Source organism: Streptomyces sp. NPDC058051 (assembly GCF_042885475.1).
In the GTDB taxonomy this organism is placed as follows: Bacteria; Actinomycetota; Actinomycetes; order Streptomycetales; family Streptomycetaceae; genus Streptomyces.
On record NZ_JBHVRW010000047.1, the window covers coordinates 1 to 21,040 of the forward strand.

Below are 21,040 nucleotides of genomic sequence, written 5' to 3' on the forward strand. Positions count from 1 at the left end.
GTATCTCGCACCGAGTCACAGGCCGTCCTCCGCGACGTCTTCGTTCTGTCACAGGCACATCGACCTCACGGCCCGCCAAGACGCCACACCCGCTCTGTCGCAGACGGCGACGTACACATCAACGATGCACGTGATCACCCGCGTTCATGGCCCCGGCCGGAACGAGCACTTCACTCCTCGCCGGAATCCGGATCGCGCCGGGGCCGTAGGCCGCCAGGCAGGCCGGAGAGCCGGCCTGGCCAAGCACGTTCCTGTCTGGACTCCTTCGGGTGAGGGCCGTTCCGACTGCGTTGCGGTGAGCTCGCCGTCCTCGTTGAGCCGTCCGAGTTGCGGAAGAGCACTCGCTCGGCCTCCCCTGGATGGAACGATCACGGTGTGGCTGGCGTGATCACGGCGTCGGAGCCGTCCCGTCCTGGACAGCCCCGTTCTGCGGGCCGGTGGGGTCGGCCGCGCAGGGCGCAGGCGAGGTGGCGGCGGGTTTCGGCAAGCAGGTGGTGGCGCTTGAACGCACCGCGCATCATGTACACCACGGCGACGATGTCCACCGCCGCCAGGACGACGTCGACCACCGTCCTCACCCGCGCCCACACCGCCACGGCCGCCGCCCGCGCCCACACCGCCAGCCCGTCAATGACGTCGGCGCCGAACACCCGGATCGCTGAGGCCCGCCATCGCTCGCGCAGCTCGGTCAGCGACAGCAGCACCGTGCGCTTCGGCGGGCGCGACGGGTCGGCGGACCAACAGGCCAGCGCGTACGCGGCCCGCTCCCCCGGCAAGTGCCCCTACAGGCGCCGGAAATCCCCTTGGGCGGTGCCGGTGCCGGCTTCTAGCGTCATGCCATGAGCTATCGCGACATTGCCTCGAAGCAGGTCCTGATCTGGTCCTGCACCGCCGTCGGCGCCCGCATGCCGGTGGCCATGGCCCCGTTGGCCCTGGTCTTCCTGGTGCGCGAACGCTCCGGCGGCTACTCCCTGGGCGCGATCCTCGCGGCGGCCTACGTCATAGGCGAGATCGTCGGCGCCCCCATCCTCGGGATGCGCCTGCGCCCCGACCGCGCCCGCGCTCACCTGGCCGCCGGGCTCGCGTTCGGAGCCGTCGCGTTCGCGGGCCTCGGGGTGTTTCCCGATGCGCATCCGGCGGTCCTCGCCGGGTTCGCGTGTCTCGCCGGTGCCGCCCCGGCCGCTGCCACCGGTGGCCTGCGCACGCTGCTCACTGTGCTTGTGCCGGAGCATGCTACAACGCAGGCACTATCCGTCGAGTCGGTACTGACGGCCGGCATCTGGGCCCTCTCCCCGGCGGCGGTTGCCGGCCTGGCTCTCGGTGTCGCATCGCCCGTCCCGCTGTTTCTCGGCGCTGCCCTGATGGCGTCGTCGGTCGCGGGCCTGTGGCTGCTTCCGGCCGGCTGGGGCGCGGACGACACGGGCAGCGAGGACCGGACGGGCGCGTCGCTGTTGCGACTCCTGACCGGCGCCTGGCCGGTGTACGTCATGGGCGCGGCCAGTCTGGCTCTGCTCGGTCTGGCTGAACTCGTGCTGCCAGCCCTTCTCGTACATCGCGGCGTCGGCGTCGGCTGGTCCGGTCCGCTGCTGACCGGGATGGCGGTGGGCGGAGGGCTCGGCGCCTTCGTCCACGGTCTTCGGTCCTGGCCCGGGCGGCTGCGTACCCGCAGCGTGGTGCTGATGGCCGGGACATCGGCCTGCGTGGCCCTCGCGGCGCTGACGCCTCACCCGGCTGGGATTGCCGCCGCGCTGGTCGTGGGGGGCACGCTCCAGTCGTGCGCGATGCTCACCCGTAACCTGTCCCTGCGCGAGGCACTTCCGCCGAGCGCTCTGGCTGCGGGTTACTCGGTGATGTACGCGGCGGCGGGTGCGGGTTACGCGGCTACAGGGTCGCTCGCCGGTGCCCTCCTCAAGGTGGTGGCACCGTCCACGGCCATCCTGGCCGGAGTCGGCCTCACCCTGGTGCTGACGGGGGTCGGCTGGTGGGGCGAGGTACGCCGGGCCGGCCGATCAGCGACGGGATCCGGCACTGCCATGACTCTCGACTCCGCCGCTTCCTGACGGTCAGAAACAACCCGTCTGGCTCTGCATCGGTTCGCTCGCGGTCGAGTCCTGCTGAAGTGCCCTGAGTGCGTCTGGCCATGTCCACTCCCTCCCTTGCAAACCTACGCCGTAGAAATTGCCGCCACCCGGTCCTGGCATGTTCTGACCTGGGAGCACGCCCCGGCTGCGCGGATGCCGCTCAGCGAAGAGGCCCTGTCGGGCGAAACCCTGTGGTGACCGCCTTCACCGCTTTCTCGTGGAGCTCGGCGCGGTGCACCGGGACGAGGGTCCGCGGGGTCGCCGTCGTCCTCGTCCCGGCCCTGGCCGCGGCATGCGATCACAGGCTTCTCGGGTCGCCGAGAATCGCCATGAGGTCGCAGTGGACGAGCGCGCCGCCGTCCAGCTGCGCCGCGACCACCTGGCGGGCGGGCCGGTGGGCGGGATCGGGAAACATCGTGATCCACTCCCGGTTGAGGGCGTCCCGGTCGCGGTATCGGGCGAGCTGGAACGTCATCTTGAGGATGTCGTCCGTCGTGCCGTCCACGGCGACCATGAGTGCGCGGACGTGGGCAAACACGTTCGCACACTGCGCTTGGAGATCCTCCGGCATCACACCGGTCGCCGGGTCACGGCCCGTGAGAGCACCCGAGGCAAGGAACGGACCGATGCGGCTCGCCGCTGGAATGGGGTTGGCGTGCCCGAAGCCGGGGAGGTAGATACTGACACGGCCCGGCACGCGGTCAGGGTGCGGCGACGACATGGTTCTCGATCACCCCGAGGCCCTCGATCTCGGCCCGCACGATGTCTCCTGCCTTGAGGAAGCGTCCGGTGGGGGCGCCGATCCCGGCCGGGGTGCCGGTGGCGAGGATGTCGCCCGGCATGAGCGTCATGACCTGCGAGAGGTAGGCGATCTGCTCGTAGATGTCGTAGATCATGTCGTTGGTGGGCGACTCCTGGCGGACCTCGCCGTTCACGGACAGCCGCATCCGCAGGTCGTGCGGGTCGGCGATCTCGTCGCCCGTCGTCAGCCACGGCCCGATCGGCCCGTGGGTGTCGAAGGACTTGCCGAGCGTGAAGGTGGGCGACCGCTTGGCGAGCCAGTCGCGCACGGAGACGTCGTTGGTCACGAGGTAGCCCGCGATCACGGAGCGCGCGTCATCGACGGCCACGTGCCGGCAGCGCTGCCCGATGACGACGCCCAGCTCCACCTCGTAGTCGAGCTCGTCCGACACCGCCGGCTTGTGGATCGCGTCGTACGGTCCGGCGATGCAGGACACCTGCTTGTTGAACCACATCTGGCTCGTCGGGATCGGTACGCCGGCCCGGCGGGCCTCCTCCGCGTGCTCCTTGTAGTTCATGCCGATGCCGAGGTACTTCTGCGGGTCGTCGACCGGCGCCTCGAGCACGACCGTGTCAAGCGGGTGGCTCGGGCCGTCAGCCGCGAGGACGGCGTCCCGGAGTGTGCCGAGCGTCGGCAGGATCGCGCGCAGCGACGTGCCCACACCTGGGACGTCGGAGATGTCGGTGACCCGGTCGCCGTCGACTCGTCCGAGCCGTACGGGGCCGTCGGCGACGCGGAATCGTGCGATCTTCATCGTTGTCCGTCTTTCCCTGTGGTCTCGGCCTGCGCCTCCAGCTCCGAGGGCATCGCAGGCCATACGTGTTCGCCGTCCGGCGTCATCTGGAAGCTGAGGAACCGCCACGCGCCGTCCTCGCAGCGCCGCACCACCTGGGTGACGACCCCTCCGAGGACCCGCTCACCGCCTTCGGGGGAACGGAGCCTGTTGGTCAGCCGACCCGTCATGACGGCCACGTCGCCGACGATCCGGATCCGCAGCTCACCGCGCGCCGAGTCGAGGTAGGCCTGACGGGTCGCGACGTGCTCCAGCAGCTGGGCCTTGCTGTGCGTGAGCCCAGGGGCGTGGATGTGTACGAGCGACTCATCGAACATGTCCTCCAGCGCGGGGAGGTCCACGGCGACGAGGGCGGCGCGACGGCGCTCCTCCAGGGCGAGCAGTTCGGCCCTGGTCGCGGCGTCCGCGCTCATGACCGTACTCATAGGGTTCCCCGGTACGATCCGCCGTCGAGCTGGAGGTTCTGGCCCGAGATGTACCCGGCCTGCGCGCTGCACAGGAACGCGCAGGCGTCGCCGAACTCCTCCGGCCGGCCGAGCCGGCCCGCCGCGACGGTCGAGGCGATACGCCTGCGGGCCTCATCCCGGCCGATCCCGTGCGCGGCCATCATCCGCTGGGCCATGAACTCCTGCCGCGGCGTGTCGATCCGCTCGGGGAGCAGGTTGTTGACCGTCACGTTGTCGGCCACGACGTCGTTGCTGATGGACTTGCTGATCGCGGTGAGGGCCGACCGGGCGGAGGTCGAGAGTCCCATCTCGTAGGCCGGGCCCTTGACCATCGCCGAGGTGATGTTGACGATCCGACCGAACTGCCGCTCGCGCATGCCGGGGACGTAGGCGCGCATCAGCTGGACAGCCGGCACCGTGTTCGCGCGCAGGGCGCCGACGAGCGCGTCCTCGTCCCAGTCGTCGAGGGTGCCCGGGGGCGGACCGGCGTTGTTGGTGACGAGGATGTCTGGGGACGGTACGGCCGCCACGATCGCGGCGCGGCCCTCGCGGGTGGTGAGGTCGGCGGCGACCCAGGACACCTGGGCACCGCCGCCGATCTCCTCACGGAGCGCCTCGGCCGCGGCGGCGAGCTTGGTCTGCTCACGGCCGTTGAGTGTGACCGCGACGCCTTCGCGGGCCAGGGAACGGGCGCACGCGTACCCGAGCCCTTGGGACGAGGCCGCGACGAACGCCGTCCGTCCGGTGAGTCCGAGGTCCATGCGGAGCGCTCCTTTCGGTGGGTGACGGGGGCTTTCAGGCGGACTCGGCCGCCGAGGTGCGGAAGCCGGCCATCGGCTTGCCCCCCGAGTCCGTGCGCCGCTGGCCGACGAGCTGGTGGTACTTGCTGAAGATCTCGTCGGCCTCGGCGAGCGGGAGGACTGCCTCGATGTCGTCGAACCGTTGGCCGTCGGTCCGCTCGGCGACCATGCGGCGGATGACCTCGTAGCCCTCGCCACGGTTGGCCAGAACGATCCGGTTGACGCCTTCCAGGCGCTCGGCCTCGAAGGCCAGGAGTGCCTCGTGGGGGTCGCTGATGTTCCCGAGCTTCTCGGCGATGACGCGCGTGTCCACGATCGCCTGACACGCGCCGTTGCCGCCTCGCGGGTACATCGCGTGCGCGGCGTCACCGACGAGCACGACCCGGCCGTCGACCCAGCTGTCCAGCGGGTCGTGGTCGATGAGCGGGAAGAGGAACACCTCGCGTGCGTCGGTGAGCATCTTCTGGACGTCGATGAAGTCGATCGTGCACGTGTCGTAGTACGGCAGGATCTCGTCGACGGAACCCCGCTGGTTCCAGTCCTCGGTGGACTCGCTGCGGGTGGCCTCGGCGACCCAGTTGACGAGCGTGAGGCCCGTTCCTTCGAAGTCGTTCTCGATCGGGTAGACGATGAGGCTGGAGACGCGGGGGTCGCCGATGTGCAGGATCGTGCCGCCGGTCTTGAACGGCTCCATGAGCGTCGTGCCGCGCCACATGGTGAGGCCGGAGTACTTCGGTTCCGCGCTCTCGGGATGCATCTGCCTGCGGACCACCGAGTTGATGCCGTCCGCGGCGATCACGGCGTCGGCGCGCACCTCGCCCTCGGTGCCGTCCGTGTGCACGACCTGGAGGGTGACCCCGTCCTCGTCCTGCGTGTAGCCGGTCGTCCGCACGCCCAGGACGACCGCGTCCTCGCCGAGTCGTTCCAGAACCTCGCGGTACAGGAACATCTGGAAGGTGCCGCGGTGCACGAAGCGCTGCTCGTGCTCGTAGCCCATGTGGACGCCGCACTTCTCGGCGTAGATCTCCTGGCCGTGGTTGTTGAAGAAGATGGACTCGTCGGCGTCGACGGAGATCTCCCGGAATCCGTCGAGCAGGCCCAGTTCGTCCAGCTCGCGCGTGCCGTAGACCTTGACGTCGATCCCGACGCCGAGGGGGCGCAGCTCCGGGACCGCTTCGTAGATGCGGGGGCGCAGTCCCTGCTGGTGCAGGCGCAGCGCGGTGGCCAGGCCACAGGGGCCGGCGCCGATGATGGCGATGTCGAGCATGGCGTCCTCGTTCTTCTGTCGGGTGGGTGGTGACGTGACCGGCCCTGCGCCACCGGCAGGTCCGGTGCCGCGCGATCGGTGCGGGGTCAGCGTGAGGCGGGCTGCGTGCCGGGGAAGAGGGCGCGAAGGAACCCGGTGGACGACTCCCACGCCCGTGCGGCACTGCGGGGGTTGTACGCGGCGTCGGCGCTCGCCGCCCCGGGGTTGGTGAACGCGTGCTTGGTGTTGCCGTACAGGTCCACCTCCCACTCGACGCCCGCCGCGCTCATGGCCGTCTGGAGTCGGGCCAGCGTGTCGAGGGGGGCCATGGAGTCGTCCGCCCCGGTGCAGAGGAGGACCGACGCGCCGGGGGTGAGCGCGCTCCAGTCCAGCTCGACGGTGTCGAGGCCGCCGTGGATGCTCACCGCGCCACGCACCTCGCCTCCGGTACGCACGTACTCGAGCGCGGTGGAACCGCCGAAGCAGTAGCCGAGGACGGCAATCGCGGAGGCGTCGACCTCGGGCTGCTCGGCTGCGGCCACCCGGGCTGCTTCGACCCGTGCCATCCAGCGGGCCCGGTCGCCTGCCAGCCCTCCCATGAGGGGGCCGATCTCCGCATGCGTCCGGGGAAGCGTGCGGCCACCCCACAGGTCGGCCGCGAACACCGCGTACCCGAGCTCAGCGATCCGGCCGGCCGTAGCGATCATGTCGTCGCCCAGACCGAAGGCGTCATGGATGAGCAGGACAGCGGGGAGGTCTTCGGAAGCGGCCGGCGCACACAGGTGTCCGATCATCCGTGTGCCGTCGCGCGTGTAGGGGATGTCTCGTGAGACTTGATCACTCATCTGTCGCCGTTCCTCGCTCGAAGGTGTCGTCGAGGGCGTACGGGCCGGGACACGGACTGCTGCCGCCGTTCCCGGCGACTGCCCTCTTCGACCCTGATCACGCATACTTTTCTGGATCGTACATGATATTGAACATCGGAGGGAAGGGCGCGACAGGCTCCGAATGGGGAGGGGAATTGGCGCGCACCGGGTCTCCGTACGCAGGATTCACCCAGGTCACAGGGGATTCATGGCTGCCGCACAGAGATGCCGCACCCCTGCCGGAGAAGCCGTGGCGGGGCACCCTCGGGAGGGAGGAAGGTGTATATGATTCGCGGGCCCGGCCCCGGCGGAAGCTCAGTAACTCACGCGGTCCGCCTCCGGGGCGGCGGTGAAACGGGCGGCCAGGTCCTCGGAGCCCCGGGCCAGCATGGCGACGTCGGCACCGACGAGGACGAAGGTGGCCCCCGCGTCCATGTACGCCTGCGCGACGGCAGGGTCGAACGCGTTGACCCCGACCGGCACGCCCGCGTCCCGGACCGCGTCGAAGGCCCGCAGTACGGCGGCGGTGACGTCCGGGTGGGCCTGCAGTCCGAGGAGGCCCATCGAGGCCGCCAGGTCCGACGGCCCCACGAAGACGCCGTCGATCCCGTCGACGGCCGCGATCCCCGCGGCGGCCTCCACCCCCGCGACCGTCTCCACCTGCACGAACAGCGAGGTGTACCGGTCGGCTTCGGTGAGGTAGTCGTCCACGCGGTTCCAGCGGGCCGAGCGCGCGAGGGCGGACCCGACACCACGGCGGCCGCCCGGCGGATACCGCACCGCTTCCACGGCGGCCCGTGCCTCGGCCACCGAGGACACCATGGGCACGAGCAGGTTCTGGGCACCCAGATCGAGCACCTGCTTGATCGTCACGGGGTCGTTGGCGGGCACCCGCACCAGGGGGACGACCGGGTAGGCCGCGACAGCCCGGAGCTGCGCCAGCACGGACCCGAGCCCGTTCGGGCCGTGCTCCATGTCGATCAGCAGCCAGTCCAGGCCGGCGCCCGCACAGATCTCGGCCACGGTCGCACTGCCCGAGCACACCCACATCCCGGCGAGAGGCCGCGGCGCGGCGTCGCGCAGCGCGTCGCGGAACGGGGCCTTCAGACGAAACGGCACGAGATCGTTCCCATCTTTCCGTAGTCGCACAGGACGCTGTCCCCACGGTCGACCCACACCGGGCGGGTGAACGAACCCGCCAGGACGGTCTCTCCCGCCTCCAGGCGCGCACCGTGCTGGTGGAGCTTGTTGGCGAGCCAGGCGACCCCGGTGGCCGGATGGCTGAGGACACCCGCGGAGACTCCCGTCTCCTCGATGCTCTCGTTGCGGTACAGCAGCGCGGACACCCATCTCAGGTCGACCTGGCCGGGCTCCATCGGTGAACCGCCCAGCACCACCCCGCCGTAGGCGGCGTTGTCGGCGATGGTGTCGACGATGGTGCGCCCCTCCATCTCGAAGTGGGAGTTGAGGATCTCCAGGGCGGGCGTGACGAATTCGGTCGCGCGCAGGACGTCGAAGAGCGTGCAGTTCGGGCCTTCGAGAGGCGCCGCGAGCACGAAGGCCAGCTCGACCTCTATGCGTACGTTCGAGTAGGTGTCGTACGGGATGACCGCCCCGCTCTCCCACACGGTGTCGTCGAACATGACGCCGTAGTCGGGCTCGGTGATCCCGGTGGCGGCCTGCATCGCCCGGGAGGTCAGCCCGATCTTGCGGCCGACCAGGCGGCGGCCCGCGGCGATGTTCCTGTCGCGCCACACGCCCTGGATCGCGTAGGAGTCCTCGACCGTCGCCTCGGGATGGCGGGCCGTGAGACGCGGGATGACTCCACGTTCGCGCTCCGCGTCGGCGAGCTCCTCAGCGAGTGCGGCGATCGTCTCGGCGGGCAGCATCCGTGCTCCTTCGTCGTGAGGCCGTGGGCGGTACATCGCCGGTCCGCGGCCGTTGGGGTCTCACAGCGCCGGGAAACCGGCCGCCTCGTCGGGGTGTTCGTGTTCGATGAAGGCCGAGAGCGTGCCTTTGCGGTGGCGCCGCACCGCCTCCTCGATCTCGTTGAGGGGGGCGGCCCGCTCGATGAGGCCGAGGATCTGCTCGTGCTCCCGCACGGACTCCCGCGCCCGGTCGGGGACGAACGCGAAGATCGAGTCCCGCAGGTGGCCGAGGCGGGTCCACTCGGACTCGACGATCTCCAGCAGCTGTGCGTTGGGGCACCGGCAGTAGAGGATGTGATGGAACTCCTGGTTGAGGGCGGAGAACGCACGCGGATCGAACCGTTCGAGCCGGCCCGCCATGATCTCGTTCACAGCGCGGGCCTGCCGCAGGTCGGCCTCGGTGAGCTCGCGTGCCGAGAGCGCGGTCGCCGCGCTCTCCACGATGCTGATGACCTGCATGGTGGTGCGGTACTGCGAGTCGTCGACCATCGACACCCGGGCGCCGACGTTGCGCTCGAACGTGATGAGCCCTTCGGCCTCCAGCTGGCGCACCGCCTCACGCACCGGGACCACGCTCATGTCCAGCTCGCCCGCGATCGTCGCGAGCACCAGCCGGTAGCCGGGCGTGAACTCCTGCTGCGCGATACGCTCCTTGATCCAGTGATACGCCTGCTGGGACTTGCTCAGCGTCTTGACCTTGTTCAACGGGCCGCCTGCCATGCCTCGTACCTCGCTCTCCACTCGGTGTTCAAGGGGAACAGTCCCTTGATCGGGTGGCCTGCCGCCACCTGTTCGGCGATCCACGCGTCCTCGTCCTCCTGGGCGAGGGTCGCGTCGACGACCTCGTCGGCGAGCGCGGGCGGGATGACGATCACGCCGTCCGTGTCGCCGACGATGATGTCGCCGGGCTGCACGGTCGTGCCTCCGCAGCCGACGGTGACATCGGCTTCCCAGGGGACGTGCTTGCGGCCGAGGACGGCGGGGTGGGCGCCGGCCGTGTAGACGGGGATGCCGACGGCTGCCACGGCTTCGGCGTCGCGGACGCCGCCGTCCGTGACGATGCCGGCGGCCCCACGTGCGTGCGCGCGCAGCGCAAGGACGTCCCCCAGGGTGCCCGATCCGCTCTCGCCGCGCGCCTCGATCACGAGGACCTCGCCCGCGCGGACGCTGTCGAAGACCTGCTTCTGGGCGTTGTACCCGCCGCCGTGACTGGCGAAGAGGTCCTCACGGTTCGGGACGAACCGCAGGGTCCGGGCGGTGCCCACCATCTTGGCGTCCGGGCGCAGCGACCGGATCCCGTCGATCGTCACGTTGTTCAGGCCGCGCTTGCGCAGCTGGGCGGAGAGACCCGCGACAGGTGCCCGCATCAGCTTCTCGTGCAGCACCTCGGTCAGGGCGGTCCTGCCGGCCGTCGCGCCGAGTCCCGCCGCCTCGCGTGAGCCCCAGGCGGCGGTCCGCAGGGTGTCGTCGGCCGAGGGGAGCGAGCCGAGCGCACCGTCGAACGTGGTGGTGCCCTCGGTCACCTCGGTCACCAGGCGGCCCGTGGTGGGTGCGCCCGCCGTCGCAGGGGCATCGACCTCGACCTCGACGACGTCGCCGGGTACGACGACGCTGGATCCGGCCGGTGTGCCGGTGAGGATGACATCGCCTCGTTCCAGCGTGAGGTGCTGGGAGAGGTCGGCGATGATCTGTGCGGGCGAGAAGAGCAGGCCGGCCGTGGTGTCCTCCTGCACGAGGTGGCCGTTGACCCAGGTCCGTACGCGCAGGGCGGACGGATCGACCGCGCGCGCGTCGAGGAGCGCCGGGCCGATCGGGGTGAAGCCGTCACCGCCCTTGGCCCGGAGGCCGGAGCCGTTGTCGTTCGCGCGCAGGTCGTACAGGCCGAGGTCGTTGGCCGCGGTGACCCAGGCGACGTGCTCCCAGGCCGCGTCCGGGGCCACCTGCCGTGCGGGCGTTCCGACGACGAGGGCGATCTCCCCCTCGAAGGTGAGGAGTTCGGTGCCTTGCGGCCGCTCGACGATGCCGCCACCGGTGCCCACGGAGCTGGACGGCTTGAGGAAGTACGAGGGCCGCTCGGGACGCCGGCCCCGCTGATCCGCGCGTGACGCATAACTCAGACGGACGCCGATGATCTTCCCGGGGCGGGACGGGAGCGCACCGAGGCGCGCGTCCGGACCCTCTCCCGGCTGGGCACCTGGCGTCGCTGATTCTCTGCTCATGGGTTTCCTCGTCGCATCCTCTTCTGGAGAAATCATATACGTTCCCGTGAGGGCGGAGCAAGCAATCCGGACCGCACCCGGCGCGGGGCCTTCCGCGCCGGACCACCACACGCCCGCCGGGCCGGAGGCCGCCGGCCCGGCGGGAGCCGGGGCGGGCCACTCCGCCTGAGCACGGGGAAGCGCGAGCGGTCCGTTTCCCCGTCGCGCCCGCGCTGTTCCGGCCGTACGCCCCCCGCTCAGCCGTTCTCGGGCCGGGTGCTGTCCAGCCGGCGGCGCAGGTGCTCTCCGTGGTGGCCGTGGTGCTCGTAGTGGTCCAGCAGCAGGTCATGGCCCAGGTCGTTGTCCAGGTCGCGCCAGACGCTGTGCATGTGCTGGCCCTGGGCCACGGCGTTGTCGGACTCGACCAGGACCCGCCCGGTGGAGATCCGGTAGTAATGGGGGCTGTCCGGGTCGGTGCCGCCCGCCCAGGCGAAGGTCAGGCGCTCCGGGTTCTCGGCGAGCGTCGCGTCGCGGTACTGCGCGGCGAGTTCCTCGGGCACGGTGTCGAAGTAGCGGAACAGCAGTTCGTGCACCCGGTCGAGTTCGGCCCGCGACATCTCGGCGCCGTTGAGCCCGGACGGCGCGCTCTTCACGAAGCGCAGGGCCTCGCGGTCCTCGTCGGTGATGCTGTAGCCCACGATGCCGAGGTCGACGTGGTCGGGCCACTCCTCGGCGCCGACCCGCGGCACCTGTCGGGTGGCGAAGTCCGCCGGGGCGACGGGATGGATCAGCGCCGTGGACCGCTTGTCCTCGTCCAGTGCGCCCAGGATCCGGAAGGCCAGTTCCTCGTTCGCGCCCAGGGGGTTGAGCACCCCGGCCGGGAAGGGCTGGGCTCCCATCGCGAGCGGCGTGACGGTGAGGTGGCGCTGGCCGACGATGGTGTAGCTGAAGGAGATGTGGTGCCCGATGACCCTCCATCCCCAGGTGTCCTCGAAACCGGGCCGGCCGAAGAAGCTGAACCAGTAGCCCTCCGGGTCGCGGAAGTCGCCGGCGATGGCGCCGAAGCCCCTGGGAATCGCTTCGAGTTCGCGCAGGATGTTCTCGGTGGCCATGATCGACACGGCCTGGCTGTAGCCGTGGATGCTGAGCCCGGACTTGAGCAGGGTGTGGGCGATGGTCCGCTGGTGCCGGTCCAGGGCGAAAAGCGGGACACCGCAGCGGTCGGGCTTGGGGATGAAGTCCCAGTCGACGCGCCGCTCGTCGTCCATGGGCAGGAACGCCTGCTCACGCTGGCCGTGGGTCAGGGAGTTGAGCAGCGCCCAGGTGGCGAACAGCATCTGCCGGATCGCCGTCGGGGCCTCGTAGGTCAGCGGTCCCGGCTTCTCTTCGCCGTCCGGTATGCGGTTGGGCGATGACACCATGTGCTTCTCCGTCGTCGTCGTGTGGATGCCGGTGGGGGCCGGGCGGGTGCGCGGGCGCAGGGTGCGGAACCGGCGCCCGCGCCTCCCGGGCCCTGGGGCCTGGCTCCCGCTCAGTGGCCCTGGTGGCCGGTGTGACCGGGGTGGTCCCGTCCGTCGGTGTGCAGGTGCGCGCCGTGCTCGGGCGCGTGACCGTCCGCTCCGGCGCGCCCGCCCGGCTCGCCGTGCGCCTGGTCCGCGCCCGCCCGGTGTGCCGCGGCGTAGTGCTGCCGCAGGAGGTCCTTGCCGTAGTCGTTGCCGTTCGGCGTACGCACGACCGTGTGCACGTGGAAGCGGGCGGGTTCGGTGTTGGTGAGCCACACGCCCTGGTGGTTGTCGAACTCGACCATGACGACGGGGCTCTGCACCCGGTAGTAGAAGGGCTGGATGCCGTCGTCGGGACCGACCCAGCTCCACCAGGTGTCGTCGAGCGCCGATTCGATCTGCCGCATCCGGGCCCGCAGCGGGCGTTCGGGCAGGAAGTCGACGAAGCTCTCGACGACACGGAGCAGTTGTTCCTGCTGCCCCGACGCGAGATCGCGGGCGCGGACACCCTCGTACGGGACGACGCGGTTGTCCTGGTACGCCCCGCCGAGGGTCCGCTCGTCGGCGAAGTGCCAGCGGCCCTCGGGCATCGCCGGGTCCTTCATCTGCCGGTAGGTCGTGGCGAGCCGGCGCTGTTCGGCCGGCAGGGACCGCATGAGCTCGATGCCGGTGAGCGCCTCGCGCTTGAACAGCTCGAAGCTCTCGCCGTCGCCGCGGTCCACCGTGGTCGGCTCCGCGCCCATGAACGTGGGCGAGACGACGATCTGCGAACCGATGACGAGGCAGTTGAGCGCCAGGTGGTGCCCGTACAGGTTCCAGCCCCACGGCTCGGTCTCGCTGGGCTCGCCGAACATCAGGAAGTGGTAACTCCACTCGTTCATGATGTTCCGCAGGTCGTAGAGCTCGCCGAGGTAGAGGTTGGCCGAGCGCACCTGCCGGGTCTTGACGTATCCGTCGTCGCTGAAGCAGGCACGCATGAGTCCGGCCACGGCTTCGCGGACCTCGGGCGCGACCTCGTCGAGGCGTACGCCGTGGGCGTTCATCGGCCACTCGGGGTTGTACCAGTCCCGCCACTCGGCGGCGTCGAGGGGGTGTCGCACCCGGGCCAGTTCGCCCTCGCTCAGCGCGGCGACGATCCCCTTGGCGGCCGTGACGGCGCCGGCCACGTCGAATCCCTCGTCGGCGAGGGCATAGCGCCCTTCGAGTACCTGCCCGTCGGCGGTGATGCCCTTGAAGGGTTCGGAGTAGAGGCATTGCCAGTAGTTGATGAGGCCGGTCGCCTTGTCGCTCTGCCGGATCGGCTCGGCGTAGGTCCACGGATTCAGCCCGCGCGCTTCGCGCAGTCGCGCCGCATCGGCGGCAATGAGGTGGTCGCGGAAGTCTCCGAGGGACATCGTCGTCTCCTTCTCTGACGTACGGAGCACCCGGGCCCCGGGAACCGGAACCTCTCGGTCCAGCGCGAACAGTCGAGATCGTATACGAATTCATGCGCAACGGACAGTGAACGGGGGTCGCCAACTCCCCTTGGGGACCGGGCCCGGCGCGTAGCGGCCGACAGCGAGGGAGGGTCCGTGCCACGCGCCGGGCTCCGCAGATCAGTCCTCGCGCTTCACGAAGTCCCAGACGCGCTGGGTGAGTTCGCTGCGGTCGTAGCTGTTCGCCAGGGCGCCGGCCATCCGGACCGGGTCGCCGAAGAAGAAGTTCTCGTACAGCGTCTGGCGGCCGGCGAACGAGGAGATGCTCGCGTCGAAGGCCAGCTTGAACAGTCGAACCCGGTCCGGGCCGTCGATCGCCTTGCCCTGGAGGTACGTGGTCACGTCGTCGGCCGCGGCACCGAACACGTCCTCGGCACCGGGCAGGCCCATCAGGCCGCCCGCGCCGAACTTGCGGACGATGGCGGGGAAGCGCTGCGCCACCTTCGGGAACCAGTTCCTGGAGGTGTTCAGCGGCTCCCACTTCGGCGTGAAGACACCGAACTCGTTGACCGCCGCCTGGGTCTCCGCGGACTGGATGAGGGCCTTCTGGATCTCCACGATGTTGATGACCTCGGCGAGGTCCTCCTGGATGTGGCCGAACTGGCCGATGCCGATCGCCTCGGCCATCGCCGAGAGCAGGCCCAGGTAGAACTCGGACTTGGCCAGGGTGCGGGTGGCCACCTGATGCGTCATGTGCGCGGTCGCGGACGTCCGCGTGTAGAACTGGTTACAGATCGCGGTGTCGCGCAGCACGAAGACGCGCTCGTACGGCACATGCACGTCGTCGAAGATCACCAGCGCGTCGCTCTCCTCGAAGCGGGACGCGAGGGGCTCGTCAAAGGTGCTGCGGCCGTGCAGTACGGGCTGGCGGGCGACCAGGCGCAGGCCCGGCGTGTCGAGCGGGACGGCGAACGCGTAGGCGTACGGCTCGTCCTCCGGGGTGTTGCGCAGCACCGTGGAGGGGAAGACGAGGATCTCGTCGGCGATCGGCGCGATGGTGGCGACCATGCGGGCGCCCCGTACGACGATGCCGTTGTCGTCCTCCTCCACCACTCGGGCCGCCAGCATGCCGCCGGCCTGCTGGCTCGCGGCGACACTGCGGTTGACCTGCGGTGGGATCAGGGTGTGCGTGGTCAGCAGGTCCTCCTCGCGGACCTTCTCCACGTAGCGGACGAGGTTCTCGCCGAACCCCTTGTTGGACTCGCTGAACCACGAGGACGCCTCGGAGAGCGCCATGAGGCCGCTGTTGAGGTAGTCGCCGGTGCGGCCGAGCGCGCCGAAGCTGTAGCTGGCCCACGTGCTGAACGCGGTGCGTCGCTTGACCAGGTCCTCGTAGGTCCTGGGGACCAGGAACGAGGTGCCGACCCGCTCGCCCGAGGTGGGCGAGGTGAAGGTCAGGGTGTCCTTCAGTTCCGGGCTGACCTGGAGGTCGTACAGGGCGGCGTAACTGCGTGCCAGGCCGGCGAAGGCCGGGTGGCGGTGCAGCCCGCCGTCGGTGAGGGTCTCACCGTCGATCTGGACATGAGGGTGTCGCTGAGCCAGGCGGTCGGTGAAGTCCTGGCCGGAACGTGCGCCCATGGGGGTCTCCTTGCGAACGGGTGGGGGTCACATGAGGTGTTCGATGCCGAGCAGAGGCTCGGGGATGGTCACGAAAGAGCCGCCGCAGAAGCCGAGCAGATCGCCCTGGCGGTAGTCGAAGTCGACGACCCGGCCGACGAACAGGGTGTGGTCCCCGCCGTCGTAAGCGGCCCAGGGCTCGCAGGCGAAGTGCGCGAGCGCGCCGTCCAGGCGGGGGCCGACGGGACTGTCGGACCAGCCGGGCTCCAGCCGGGGCCTCCCGGCGAAGTGCATCGCCATGGCCTCCTGCTCCGCGCCCAGCACGTTCACCACGAACGGACGGTCGACGAGCTCGTCGTGCGACCGTGCCTTTCGCGCCACGCTCACCAGGACCAGCGGAGGGTCCAGCGAGACCGAAATGAATGAGTTGGCCGTGAAGCCGCGCCGGCCGTCGGGGCCGTCGAAGGTCACCACCGTGACGCCGGTGGCGAAGCGGGCCAGCGAGGCTCGAAACCGCCGATCCAGACCCGCGGGGTGCGTGGTGCCAGCGCCCATGACGTCTCCCGTGACATCGTGAGAATTCTATATGCGAATTCATCGTTCTAATAGAGAACGATAGAGTTCTGAGTCGACGGACCGCAAGGGGGTGGCCGCTATAGTTCTGCGACATGGTGGACAGCAAGGCGCCCGCATCCCAGACGCTCTCCCGAGGCATCCGCGTGCTGGAGGTACTCGCGGCGGCGCAACGGCCGCTGAGCGTCGACGAGATCGCGGGCGAGCTCGGGGTGCATCGCTCCATCGCGTACCGGATGCTGCGGACCCTGGAGGGCCACCGGCTGATCAGTCGGCAGGCTGCGGGGGGATACGCCCCCGGCGCGGGGCTGGTGGTACTGGCGCAGTCGGTGGAACGCGACCTGCATACCGTGTCGTTGCCCGAACTCGCCTCGGTGGCCCAGGACCTGACGATGACCGCCTTCGTGGCCATCGACGACGAGAACGAATGCGTCACCCTGGCGAGCGTCGAACCCCGCCACGCCTCGGGCACGGTGATACAGCGCCCCGGCACCCGTCACCCGTTGACCAAGGGCGCCCCGGGAGTGGCGATCCTGTCGACACGGGACGACTCCCCCGGTTGCCCCGAGGCGGATGAGGCAGTCGAGGAAGCGCGCCGACTGGGCTACGCGTTCAGCCGTGGCGAAGTGATCTCGGGGGTGGCGTCGGTGGCGGTGCCCGTACACACCCGCGGCACCGTCCAGGCTGCGGTCGGAGTGGTCTACGTGACGAGCGAACGGCCCGTGGAGGAGATCGCGCAGCGACTGACCACCGCCGCCGAGGCCATCGGCGAACTCGTCGGCTGACCCATCGGCGAACTCGTCGGCGAGGCATCGCCGACCACGCCTGATCCGGGCCGCGCGTGAGGCATCCGCCGGCGAGGGCTCCCGCCTGCGCGGCGGACCATCACCTTCCCTTCGGGCGAGTCCGGCCCCTGCCGCCTACGGCACATCCCCGCTCAACGACTCGCCCACTCAGGCCACTCCGGCCACTCCGGCCGCTCGCCAACGGCCTAGGCAGATCATGTACGACATCACATCTACACCCATGGATGTAGTGCAACTTTTACCGTGCAGATGTCTTGTGATCGTACACGATTAGCGACTACGGTCGGCCGAAGCTCAGGGCCGAGTGCGTGCCGCCCGTCCCTGCGCGAGCCGCCTCACCGATGCCAGGCACCGGGCGCACCGATGCTTCACGAGACACCGCATCAGCCTCACCGCATCCGCCTCACAGTCGCCCGCTGCACCGCCGGTACTCACCGGCCAACCCGTCGCCCGTCAGGAACAGCCGGTCGCCGCTGTCCACAATGTCTTGAGGTGCCATGTCCGCCACCACATCACCCACGTCCGCGCAGTCACCGCACCGGCCCGGCTCTCCCCCGCACTTGGTGGCCACGACGGTGCTCGCCTGCCTCGGGGTGTTCGTGTCCTACCTGCTCTTCGTCGGAGTCGCGGTCTCGCTGCCCGTCATCCAGCAGGCCCTGAGCGCATCCACCACCGAACTGCAGTGGATCACCGACGTCTTCCTCCTGCCGTCCGCCGCACTCCTGCTGACCTGCGGAGTGCTCGGTGACATCTTCGGCCGCAAGAAGGTCTACCTCGCCGGACTGACTCTGCTCGTCATCGGTTGTCTGGTCTGTCTGACAGCGACCGGTGTCCTGCAGCTCTGTGTGGGTCAGGCTCTCTCCGGCATCGGCACCGCCGCCCTGATGCCCTCCACCCTCGCTCTGCTCACCCATGTCTGCACCGACCGCAGGCAGCGCACCCAGGCCATCGCTCTGTGGACGGCCTCCCTCGGCCTGGGCCTCACGCTCGGCCCGCTGATGAACGGGGTCATCGTCGACCACGCCTCCTGGCGCTGGATCTTCCTGCCCTGCGTGGTCATCGGTGTCCTCATCGGCATCGCAGGCGCGTTCCTGCTGGTCGACTCCCGCGCCGAACGCGCACGCCACCTCGACATTCCCGGGCAGCTCCTGGCCATCGTCGCCATCGCCGCCCTCATCTACGCGGTCATCGAGGGCGGCGTCGAGGGCTGGAGCTCCGCCCAAGTCATCATCGCGTTCGCCGTCGCCGCCGTGACCCTCGCCGCGTTCGTCGTCACCGAGCTGCGCTCCACGCATCCCATGTTCGACATGCGGCTGTTCTCGTCCCTCGCCTTCTCCGGCACCGCCACCATCATGTGCCTCACCCTCTTCGCCCAGGTCGGCCTCGTCTTCATCCTGAGCGAGTACTTCGGCCTGGTCCAGCACGCCTCCACCCTCGACATCGCCGTCCGCCTCGTCGCCCTGAACGGCTTCACCGTCGCCCTCGGCCCGCTGGTCGGACGGCTCATGATCCGTACCACCCCCGGCCTGGTCCTGGTCGTCGGCCTCATCGTCGCGGGCATCGGCGCCCTCCTGATCACGACCTTCGGCCCGTCGAGCGGCGCCCTCGCCGGCGCGGCCGTCATCGGTGTCCTCGGGATCGGCATCGCCCTGGCCACGGCCCCCATCACCACCATCGCTGTGAACAGCCTGCCACCCCGCCTCGCCCCCACCGCAGGTGCCGCCAGCAACGCCCTTCGCCAGATCGGCAGCGCGCTCGGCCCCGCGGTCTTCGGTGTTCTGCTCACCCGCAGCACCCTGAACTCCCTCCCGGACCGTCTCGCCGCCTCGAACCTCGGCGCGGCCGACAAGGGGCAGGTGCTGGGCATGGTCTCCGACGCCGGCATTCAGGCCGGTGCCTTCCTCCGCCTCTCCAGCGCCTCGACCACGGCACAGGCCCAGTCCGTCTACGCGGCGAGCTTCACCGACGCACTGCACGCCTGCGCCCTCGTCGGCGGTATCGGGTTGCTGGCCGGCGCCGTCATCGCACTGATCACCGTCGGCGTCCGCAAAACCGCGCACAACGCCGCCGCCGGCTCCTGACCGTACGGGGCTTGGTCGTGATCGGGCCGTGGCCTGAACCCGGCCGAAGCCGGTGGCCGATCGTTCGAGGGCACCGCCCGCGTCACCAAGTCACCCTCCCACGCCAGCTCATCGCGCCCGAGACGGACAAGCCTCGGGCAGACGACCCCAGGTTCTCCAAGCAGCACGGGGACAGGCGGCACCGCGACCCGCTCGGACCACGGGAGGCCAGAGCCTGAACACTGCCCTCCCGCCACCGTTGGTGCCACCGGTAGGCCGATTTCAGGCTCACCCGCAGCCGCCGCGCGGCCTCCGGCGGCTTGATCCTCTGCTCGAACAGCTCGGCTGCCTGCATACGCACCGTCTCCCGGCGCCGACGTCCCGCGGCGGTCAGCCCGCCCCCATCCGCCTACCTCACACACCACGGGATACAGCCACCACTCCAGGCCCTTCAGGGACTTCGCGCAGATTCACCGCAATGAGCCGAAGTCAGTAGGATCCAAAGGCCCGCATCCGCGGCCCGTGAAGCGAACACCTTCACGACCGGTGGTGCGGGGCTATGGATTCGCTTGCGAGAGCCCATAAGACGGTCCGCGGTCGCGGGCTGTCCGTGACCAGTGGAGTTCGAACAACATGAGACCTGTACGTCCGCGCCCCTACGCGTGCATAGGAACCCTCCTCGCCGTCGGCCTCCTGGCCGGCTGCTCCTCGTCGGACGGGTCGGCCGAGCCGACGCGTTCGGAATCGTCGTCCGACCGGCCCGCGCCCGGGAACGAGAGCCCCAAGGCGTCGTCCCCGGCCTTCGCCACCCCGTCCGAGTGCGACGGCCTCCAGCTCAAGGGCGGTACGACCCTGGCCGGTTCGGCCCTGTCGAAGTGCCTGGTGGCCGCCCTGAAGGCGTACGGATCGGGGACGGAGGCCGTGCAGTCGGGGGACGAGTCGGGGACGTCGCGGTTCCTCTTCGGGGACGAGCCCGCGCTGGCCGGGTCGATGACGGGGCCGGAGGGGGAGAAGGCGTACGTCTTCAAGGGCGAGGACGAGTGGATCAAGACGCCGGGGCTCGGCAAGTGGGTCAAGGGGGACAAGAACAGCAGTGACCCGCAGGAGCAGATCGTGGCCGCCACCGGGAAGCTCTACCGCGTGCTCGCCGATCCGGAGGTGACGGCCCAGATGATCGCGTCGGCGCCGGAGTGGACCGTCGAGCAGGAGCGGCCCGTGCTCTCCCTGGAGAACGGGGAGGACGTCACGGCGTGGCGGATCGTGAACAAGAAGCCGTACACGTTCATGGGCGCGGCCGTGCGCGAGCACATCCTCTGGTTCGGGGACGACTTCACGCCCTACGGCGGGCAGGCCGAGTCCCGGACGGCCGACGTGATGAGCACGACCACGCAGCACTTCTACGACCTGGGCAAGCCGGTGACGATCGAGGCGCCCGAGTAGACCTCTCGCGCTCCGCGTTCCGGGGCCGGCGGACGGCTCCGGGGCGCGGGGCGCGCACGGCCGGGCGCCTACAGCGGATCGGTGGCCCGGTCCAGGAACTCCACGGTGCCGTCGCCCCGCAGCAGGGCCGACGGCAGGTGACCGGCGACGCTGTACGTGATGTGGTGGGCGTCCCAGTCGACGACCGCGCTGGCCACCGTCATGTTCTCGGCCCCCACGACGGAGTCGGCGTACAGCTCCAGGATCTCCGGAGCGCGGGCCGGGCCGCCGCAGGAGCGGGAGGCGGCACTGAGCGCGCTGCGCAGCTGCCCCATGACGGTGGCCGCCGACAGTCCGTGACCGACCACGTTGCCCACGGCGACCCCGAGCCGGTCGCCCGGCAGCTCCACCAGGTCGTACCAGTCACCGCCCACCTCCAGCGCGCGGGCGGCGGGCCGGTACAGTACCGACGCACCCCAGGGGCGCAT

General features: G+C 70.1%; 20 protein-coding genes and 1 pseudogene. 4 read left to right on the top strand and 17 right to left on the bottom strand.

The window, feature by feature from the left end:
• Nucleotides 1–431: 431 nt before the first annotated feature.
• Nucleotides 432–782 (bottom strand): annotated as a pseudogene (locus tag ACFVUT_RS36615) (conjugal transfer protein TraA); the annotation flags it as partial.
• A 57-nt stretch (nucleotides 783–839) separates the two neighbouring features.
• Between ACFVUT_RS36615 and ACFVUT_RS36620 the strand changes: the two are divergent.
• A complete protein-coding gene (locus ACFVUT_RS36620; RefSeq protein WP_389655496.1) occupies nucleotides 840–2,060 on the top strand; it encodes an MFS transporter in 1,221 nt (406 codons plus the stop codon).
• A 319-nt stretch (nucleotides 2,061–2,379) separates the two neighbouring features.
• Here ACFVUT_RS36620 and ACFVUT_RS36625 read toward each other — a convergent pair whose 3' ends face one another.
• The 14 genes from ACFVUT_RS36625 to ACFVUT_RS36690 form a co-directional block, all read right to left on the bottom strand.
• A complete protein-coding gene (locus ACFVUT_RS36625) occupies nucleotides 2,380–2,802 on the bottom strand; it encodes a RidA family protein (RefSeq protein ID WP_389655494.1) in 423 nt (140 codons plus the stop codon).
• The gene (locus tag ACFVUT_RS36630; RefSeq protein ID WP_389655492.1) at nucleotides 2,783–3,637 is read right to left on the bottom strand and encodes a fumarylacetoacetate hydrolase family protein; all 855 of its coding nucleotides are present in this window, start codon (nucleotides 3,635–3,637) and stop codon (nucleotides 2,783–2,785) included. The genes ACFVUT_RS36625 and ACFVUT_RS36630 overlap by 20 nt, the downstream gene beginning before the upstream one ends.
• Nucleotides 3,634–4,089: a YybH family protein gene (locus ACFVUT_RS36635; RefSeq protein ID WP_389655490.1), complete on the bottom strand. Its 456-nt coding sequence runs from the start codon at nucleotides 4,087–4,089 to the stop codon at nucleotides 3,634–3,636. The genes ACFVUT_RS36630 and ACFVUT_RS36635 overlap by 4 nt, the downstream gene beginning before the upstream one ends.
• Before the next feature lie 8 nt (nucleotides 4,090–4,097).
• A complete protein-coding gene (locus ACFVUT_RS36640; protein WP_389655488.1) occupies nucleotides 4,098–4,883 on the bottom strand; it encodes an SDR family oxidoreductase in 786 nt (261 codons plus the stop codon).
• Nucleotides 4,884–4,917: 34 nt separating this feature from the next.
• Nucleotides 4,918–6,189 carry an FAD-dependent monooxygenase gene (locus ACFVUT_RS36645; protein ID WP_389655486.1) on the bottom strand — a complete coding sequence of 424 codons (1,272 nt, stop codon included), beginning with the start codon at nucleotides 6,187–6,189 and terminating at the stop codon, nucleotides 4,918–4,920.
• 86 nt (nucleotides 6,190–6,275) lie between these two features.
• Nucleotides 6,276–7,013, bottom strand: coding sequence for a dienelactone hydrolase family protein (locus tag ACFVUT_RS36650; protein WP_389655484.1), 738 nt, complete (start codon nucleotides 7,011–7,013; stop codon nucleotides 6,276–6,278).
• 336 nt (nucleotides 7,014–7,349) lie between these two features.
• Complete coding sequence (locus ACFVUT_RS36655) at nucleotides 7,350–8,153, bottom strand: HpcH/HpaI aldolase/citrate lyase family protein (protein ID WP_389655482.1); 804 nt, start codon at nucleotides 8,151–8,153, stop codon at nucleotides 7,350–7,352.
• On the bottom strand, nucleotides 8,138–8,923 hold the full coding sequence (gene hpaH / locus ACFVUT_RS36660; RefSeq protein WP_389655480.1) for a 2-oxo-hept-4-ene-1,7-dioate hydratase: 786 nt from the start codon (nucleotides 8,921–8,923) through the stop codon (nucleotides 8,138–8,140). The genes ACFVUT_RS36655 and hpaH overlap by 16 nt, the downstream gene beginning before the upstream one ends.
• Nucleotides 8,924–8,983: 60 nt before the next feature.
• Entirely contained in the window at nucleotides 8,984–9,682 is a 699-nt protein-coding gene (locus tag ACFVUT_RS36665; RefSeq protein WP_389655478.1) for a GntR family transcriptional regulator, read from the bottom strand.
• On the bottom strand, nucleotides 9,664–11,181 hold the full coding sequence (locus tag ACFVUT_RS36670) for a fumarylacetoacetate hydrolase family protein (protein ID WP_389655476.1): 1,518 nt from the start codon (nucleotides 11,179–11,181) through the stop codon (nucleotides 9,664–9,666). Before ACFVUT_RS36670 ends, ACFVUT_RS36665 begins: the two co-directional genes overlap by 19 nt.
• A 236-nt stretch (nucleotides 11,182–11,417) precedes the next feature.
• Nucleotides 11,418–12,581: a DUF3500 domain-containing protein gene (locus ACFVUT_RS36675; protein WP_389655474.1), complete on the bottom strand. Its 1,164-nt coding sequence runs from the start codon at nucleotides 12,579–12,581 to the stop codon at nucleotides 11,418–11,420.
• A 110-nt stretch (nucleotides 12,582–12,691) separates the two neighbouring features.
• Nucleotides 12,692–14,056, bottom strand: coding sequence for a DUF3500 domain-containing protein (locus ACFVUT_RS36680; protein ID WP_389655472.1), 1,365 nt, complete (start codon nucleotides 14,054–14,056; stop codon nucleotides 12,692–12,694).
• Nucleotides 14,057–14,257: 201 nt separating this feature from the next.
• Complete coding sequence (gene hpaB / locus ACFVUT_RS36685) at nucleotides 14,258–15,715, bottom strand: 4-hydroxyphenylacetate 3-monooxygenase, oxygenase component (RefSeq protein WP_389655470.1); 1,458 nt, start codon at nucleotides 15,713–15,715, stop codon at nucleotides 14,258–14,260.
• 27 nt (nucleotides 15,716–15,742) lie between these two features.
• Nucleotides 15,743–16,249 (bottom strand): flavin reductase family protein, encoded by a 507-nt coding sequence (locus tag ACFVUT_RS36690; protein WP_389655468.1) that lies wholly within the window; start codon nucleotides 16,247–16,249, stop codon nucleotides 15,743–15,745.
• Between the two features lie 113 nt (nucleotides 16,250–16,362).
• Here ACFVUT_RS36690 and ACFVUT_RS36695 point away from each other — a divergent pair, with 113 nt between their 5' ends.
• Both ACFVUT_RS36695 and ACFVUT_RS36700 read left to right on the top strand, forming a co-directional pair.
• Nucleotides 16,363–17,052: an IclR family transcriptional regulator gene (locus ACFVUT_RS36695; RefSeq protein WP_389655466.1), complete on the top strand. Its 690-nt coding sequence runs from the start codon at nucleotides 16,363–16,365 to the stop codon at nucleotides 17,050–17,052.
• Between the two features lie 518 nt (nucleotides 17,053–17,570).
• Nucleotides 17,571–19,154: an MFS transporter gene (locus ACFVUT_RS36700; RefSeq protein WP_389655464.1), complete on the top strand. Its 1,584-nt coding sequence runs from the start codon at nucleotides 17,571–17,573 to the stop codon at nucleotides 19,152–19,154.
• A gap of 82 nt (nucleotides 19,155–19,236) precedes the next feature.
• Here ACFVUT_RS36700 and ACFVUT_RS36705 read toward each other — a convergent pair whose 3' ends face one another.
• Complete coding sequence (locus tag ACFVUT_RS36705; RefSeq protein WP_389655462.1) at nucleotides 19,237–19,494, bottom strand: helix-turn-helix domain-containing protein; 258 nt, start codon at nucleotides 19,492–19,494, stop codon at nucleotides 19,237–19,239.
• A gap of 272 nt (nucleotides 19,495–19,766) precedes the next feature.
• Between ACFVUT_RS36705 and ACFVUT_RS36710 the strand changes: the two genes are divergently transcribed.
• The gene (locus ACFVUT_RS36710) at nucleotides 19,767–20,573 is read left to right on the top strand and encodes a hypothetical protein (protein ID WP_389655460.1); all 807 of its coding nucleotides are present in this window, start codon (nucleotides 19,767–19,769) and stop codon (nucleotides 20,571–20,573) included.
• A 68-nt stretch (nucleotides 20,574–20,641) separates the two neighbouring features.
• Here ACFVUT_RS36710 and ACFVUT_RS36715 read toward each other — a convergent pair whose 3' ends face one another.
• Nucleotides 20,642–21,040: a PP2C family protein-serine/threonine phosphatase gene (locus tag ACFVUT_RS36715; protein WP_389655458.1), complete on the bottom strand. Its 399-nt coding sequence runs from the start codon at nucleotides 21,038–21,040 to the stop codon at nucleotides 20,642–20,644.

Bases quoted from the DNA above. Each gene is read 5' to 3' on its own strand.
- ACFVUT_RS36640 (WP_389655488.1), bottom strand. From the start codon at position 4,883: ATGGACCTCGGACTCACCGGACGGACGGCGTTCGTCGCGGCCTCGTCC.
- ACFVUT_RS36650 (WP_389655484.1), bottom strand. From the start codon at position 7,013: ATGAGTGATCAAGTCTCACGAGACATCCCCTACACGCGCGACGGCACA.
- ACFVUT_RS36680 (WP_389655472.1), bottom strand. From the start codon at position 14,056: ATGTCCCTCGGAGACTTCCGCGACCACCTCATTGCCGCCGATGCGGCG.
- ACFVUT_RS36620 (WP_389655496.1), top strand. From the start codon at position 840: ATGAGCTATCGCGACATTGCCTCGAAGCAGGTCCTGATCTGGTCCTGC.
- ACFVUT_RS36715 (WP_389655458.1), bottom strand. From the start codon at position 21,040: ATGCGCCCCTGGGGTGCGTCGGTACTGTACCGGCCCGCCGCCCGCGCG.
- hpaB (WP_389655470.1), bottom strand. From the start codon at position 15,715: ATGGGCGCACGTTCCGGCCAGGACTTCACCGACCGCCTGGCTCAGCGA.
- ACFVUT_RS36645 (WP_389655486.1), bottom strand. From the start codon at position 6,189: ATGCTCGACATCGCCATCATCGGCGCCGGCCCCTGTGGCCTGGCCACC.
- ACFVUT_RS36690 (WP_389655468.1), bottom strand. From the start codon at position 16,249: ATGGGCGCTGGCACCACGCACCCCGCGGGTCTGGATCGGCGGTTTCGA.
- ACFVUT_RS36700 (WP_389655464.1), top strand. From the start codon at position 17,571: ATGTCCGCCACCACATCACCCACGTCCGCGCAGTCACCGCACCGGCCC.
- ACFVUT_RS36625 (WP_389655494.1), bottom strand. From the start codon at position 2,802: ATGTCGTCGCCGCACCCTGACCGCGTGCCGGGCCGTGTCAGTATCTAC.
- ACFVUT_RS36630 (WP_389655492.1), bottom strand. From the start codon at position 3,637: ATGAAGATCGCACGATTCCGCGTCGCCGACGGCCCCGTACGGCTCGGA.
- ACFVUT_RS36665 (WP_389655478.1), bottom strand. From the start codon at position 9,682: ATGGCAGGCGGCCCGTTGAACAAGGTCAAGACGCTGAGCAAGTCCCAG.
- hpaH (WP_389655480.1), bottom strand. From the start codon at position 8,923: ATGCTGCCCGCCGAGACGATCGCCGCACTCGCTGAGGAGCTCGCCGAC.
- ACFVUT_RS36695 (WP_389655466.1), top strand. From the start codon at position 16,363: ATGGTGGACAGCAAGGCGCCCGCATCCCAGACGCTCTCCCGAGGCATC.
- ACFVUT_RS36635 (WP_389655490.1), bottom strand. From the start codon at position 4,089: ATGAGCGCGGACGCCGCGACCAGGGCCGAACTGCTCGCCCTGGAGGAG.
- ACFVUT_RS36675 (WP_389655474.1), bottom strand. From the start codon at position 12,581: ATGGTGTCATCGCCCAACCGCATACCGGACGGCGAAGAGAAGCCGGGA.
- ACFVUT_RS36670 (WP_389655476.1), bottom strand. From the start codon at position 11,181: ATGAGCAGAGAATCAGCGACGCCAGGTGCCCAGCCGGGAGAGGGTCCG.
- ACFVUT_RS36710 (WP_389655460.1), top strand. From the start codon at position 19,767: ATGAGACCTGTACGTCCGCGCCCCTACGCGTGCATAGGAACCCTCCTC.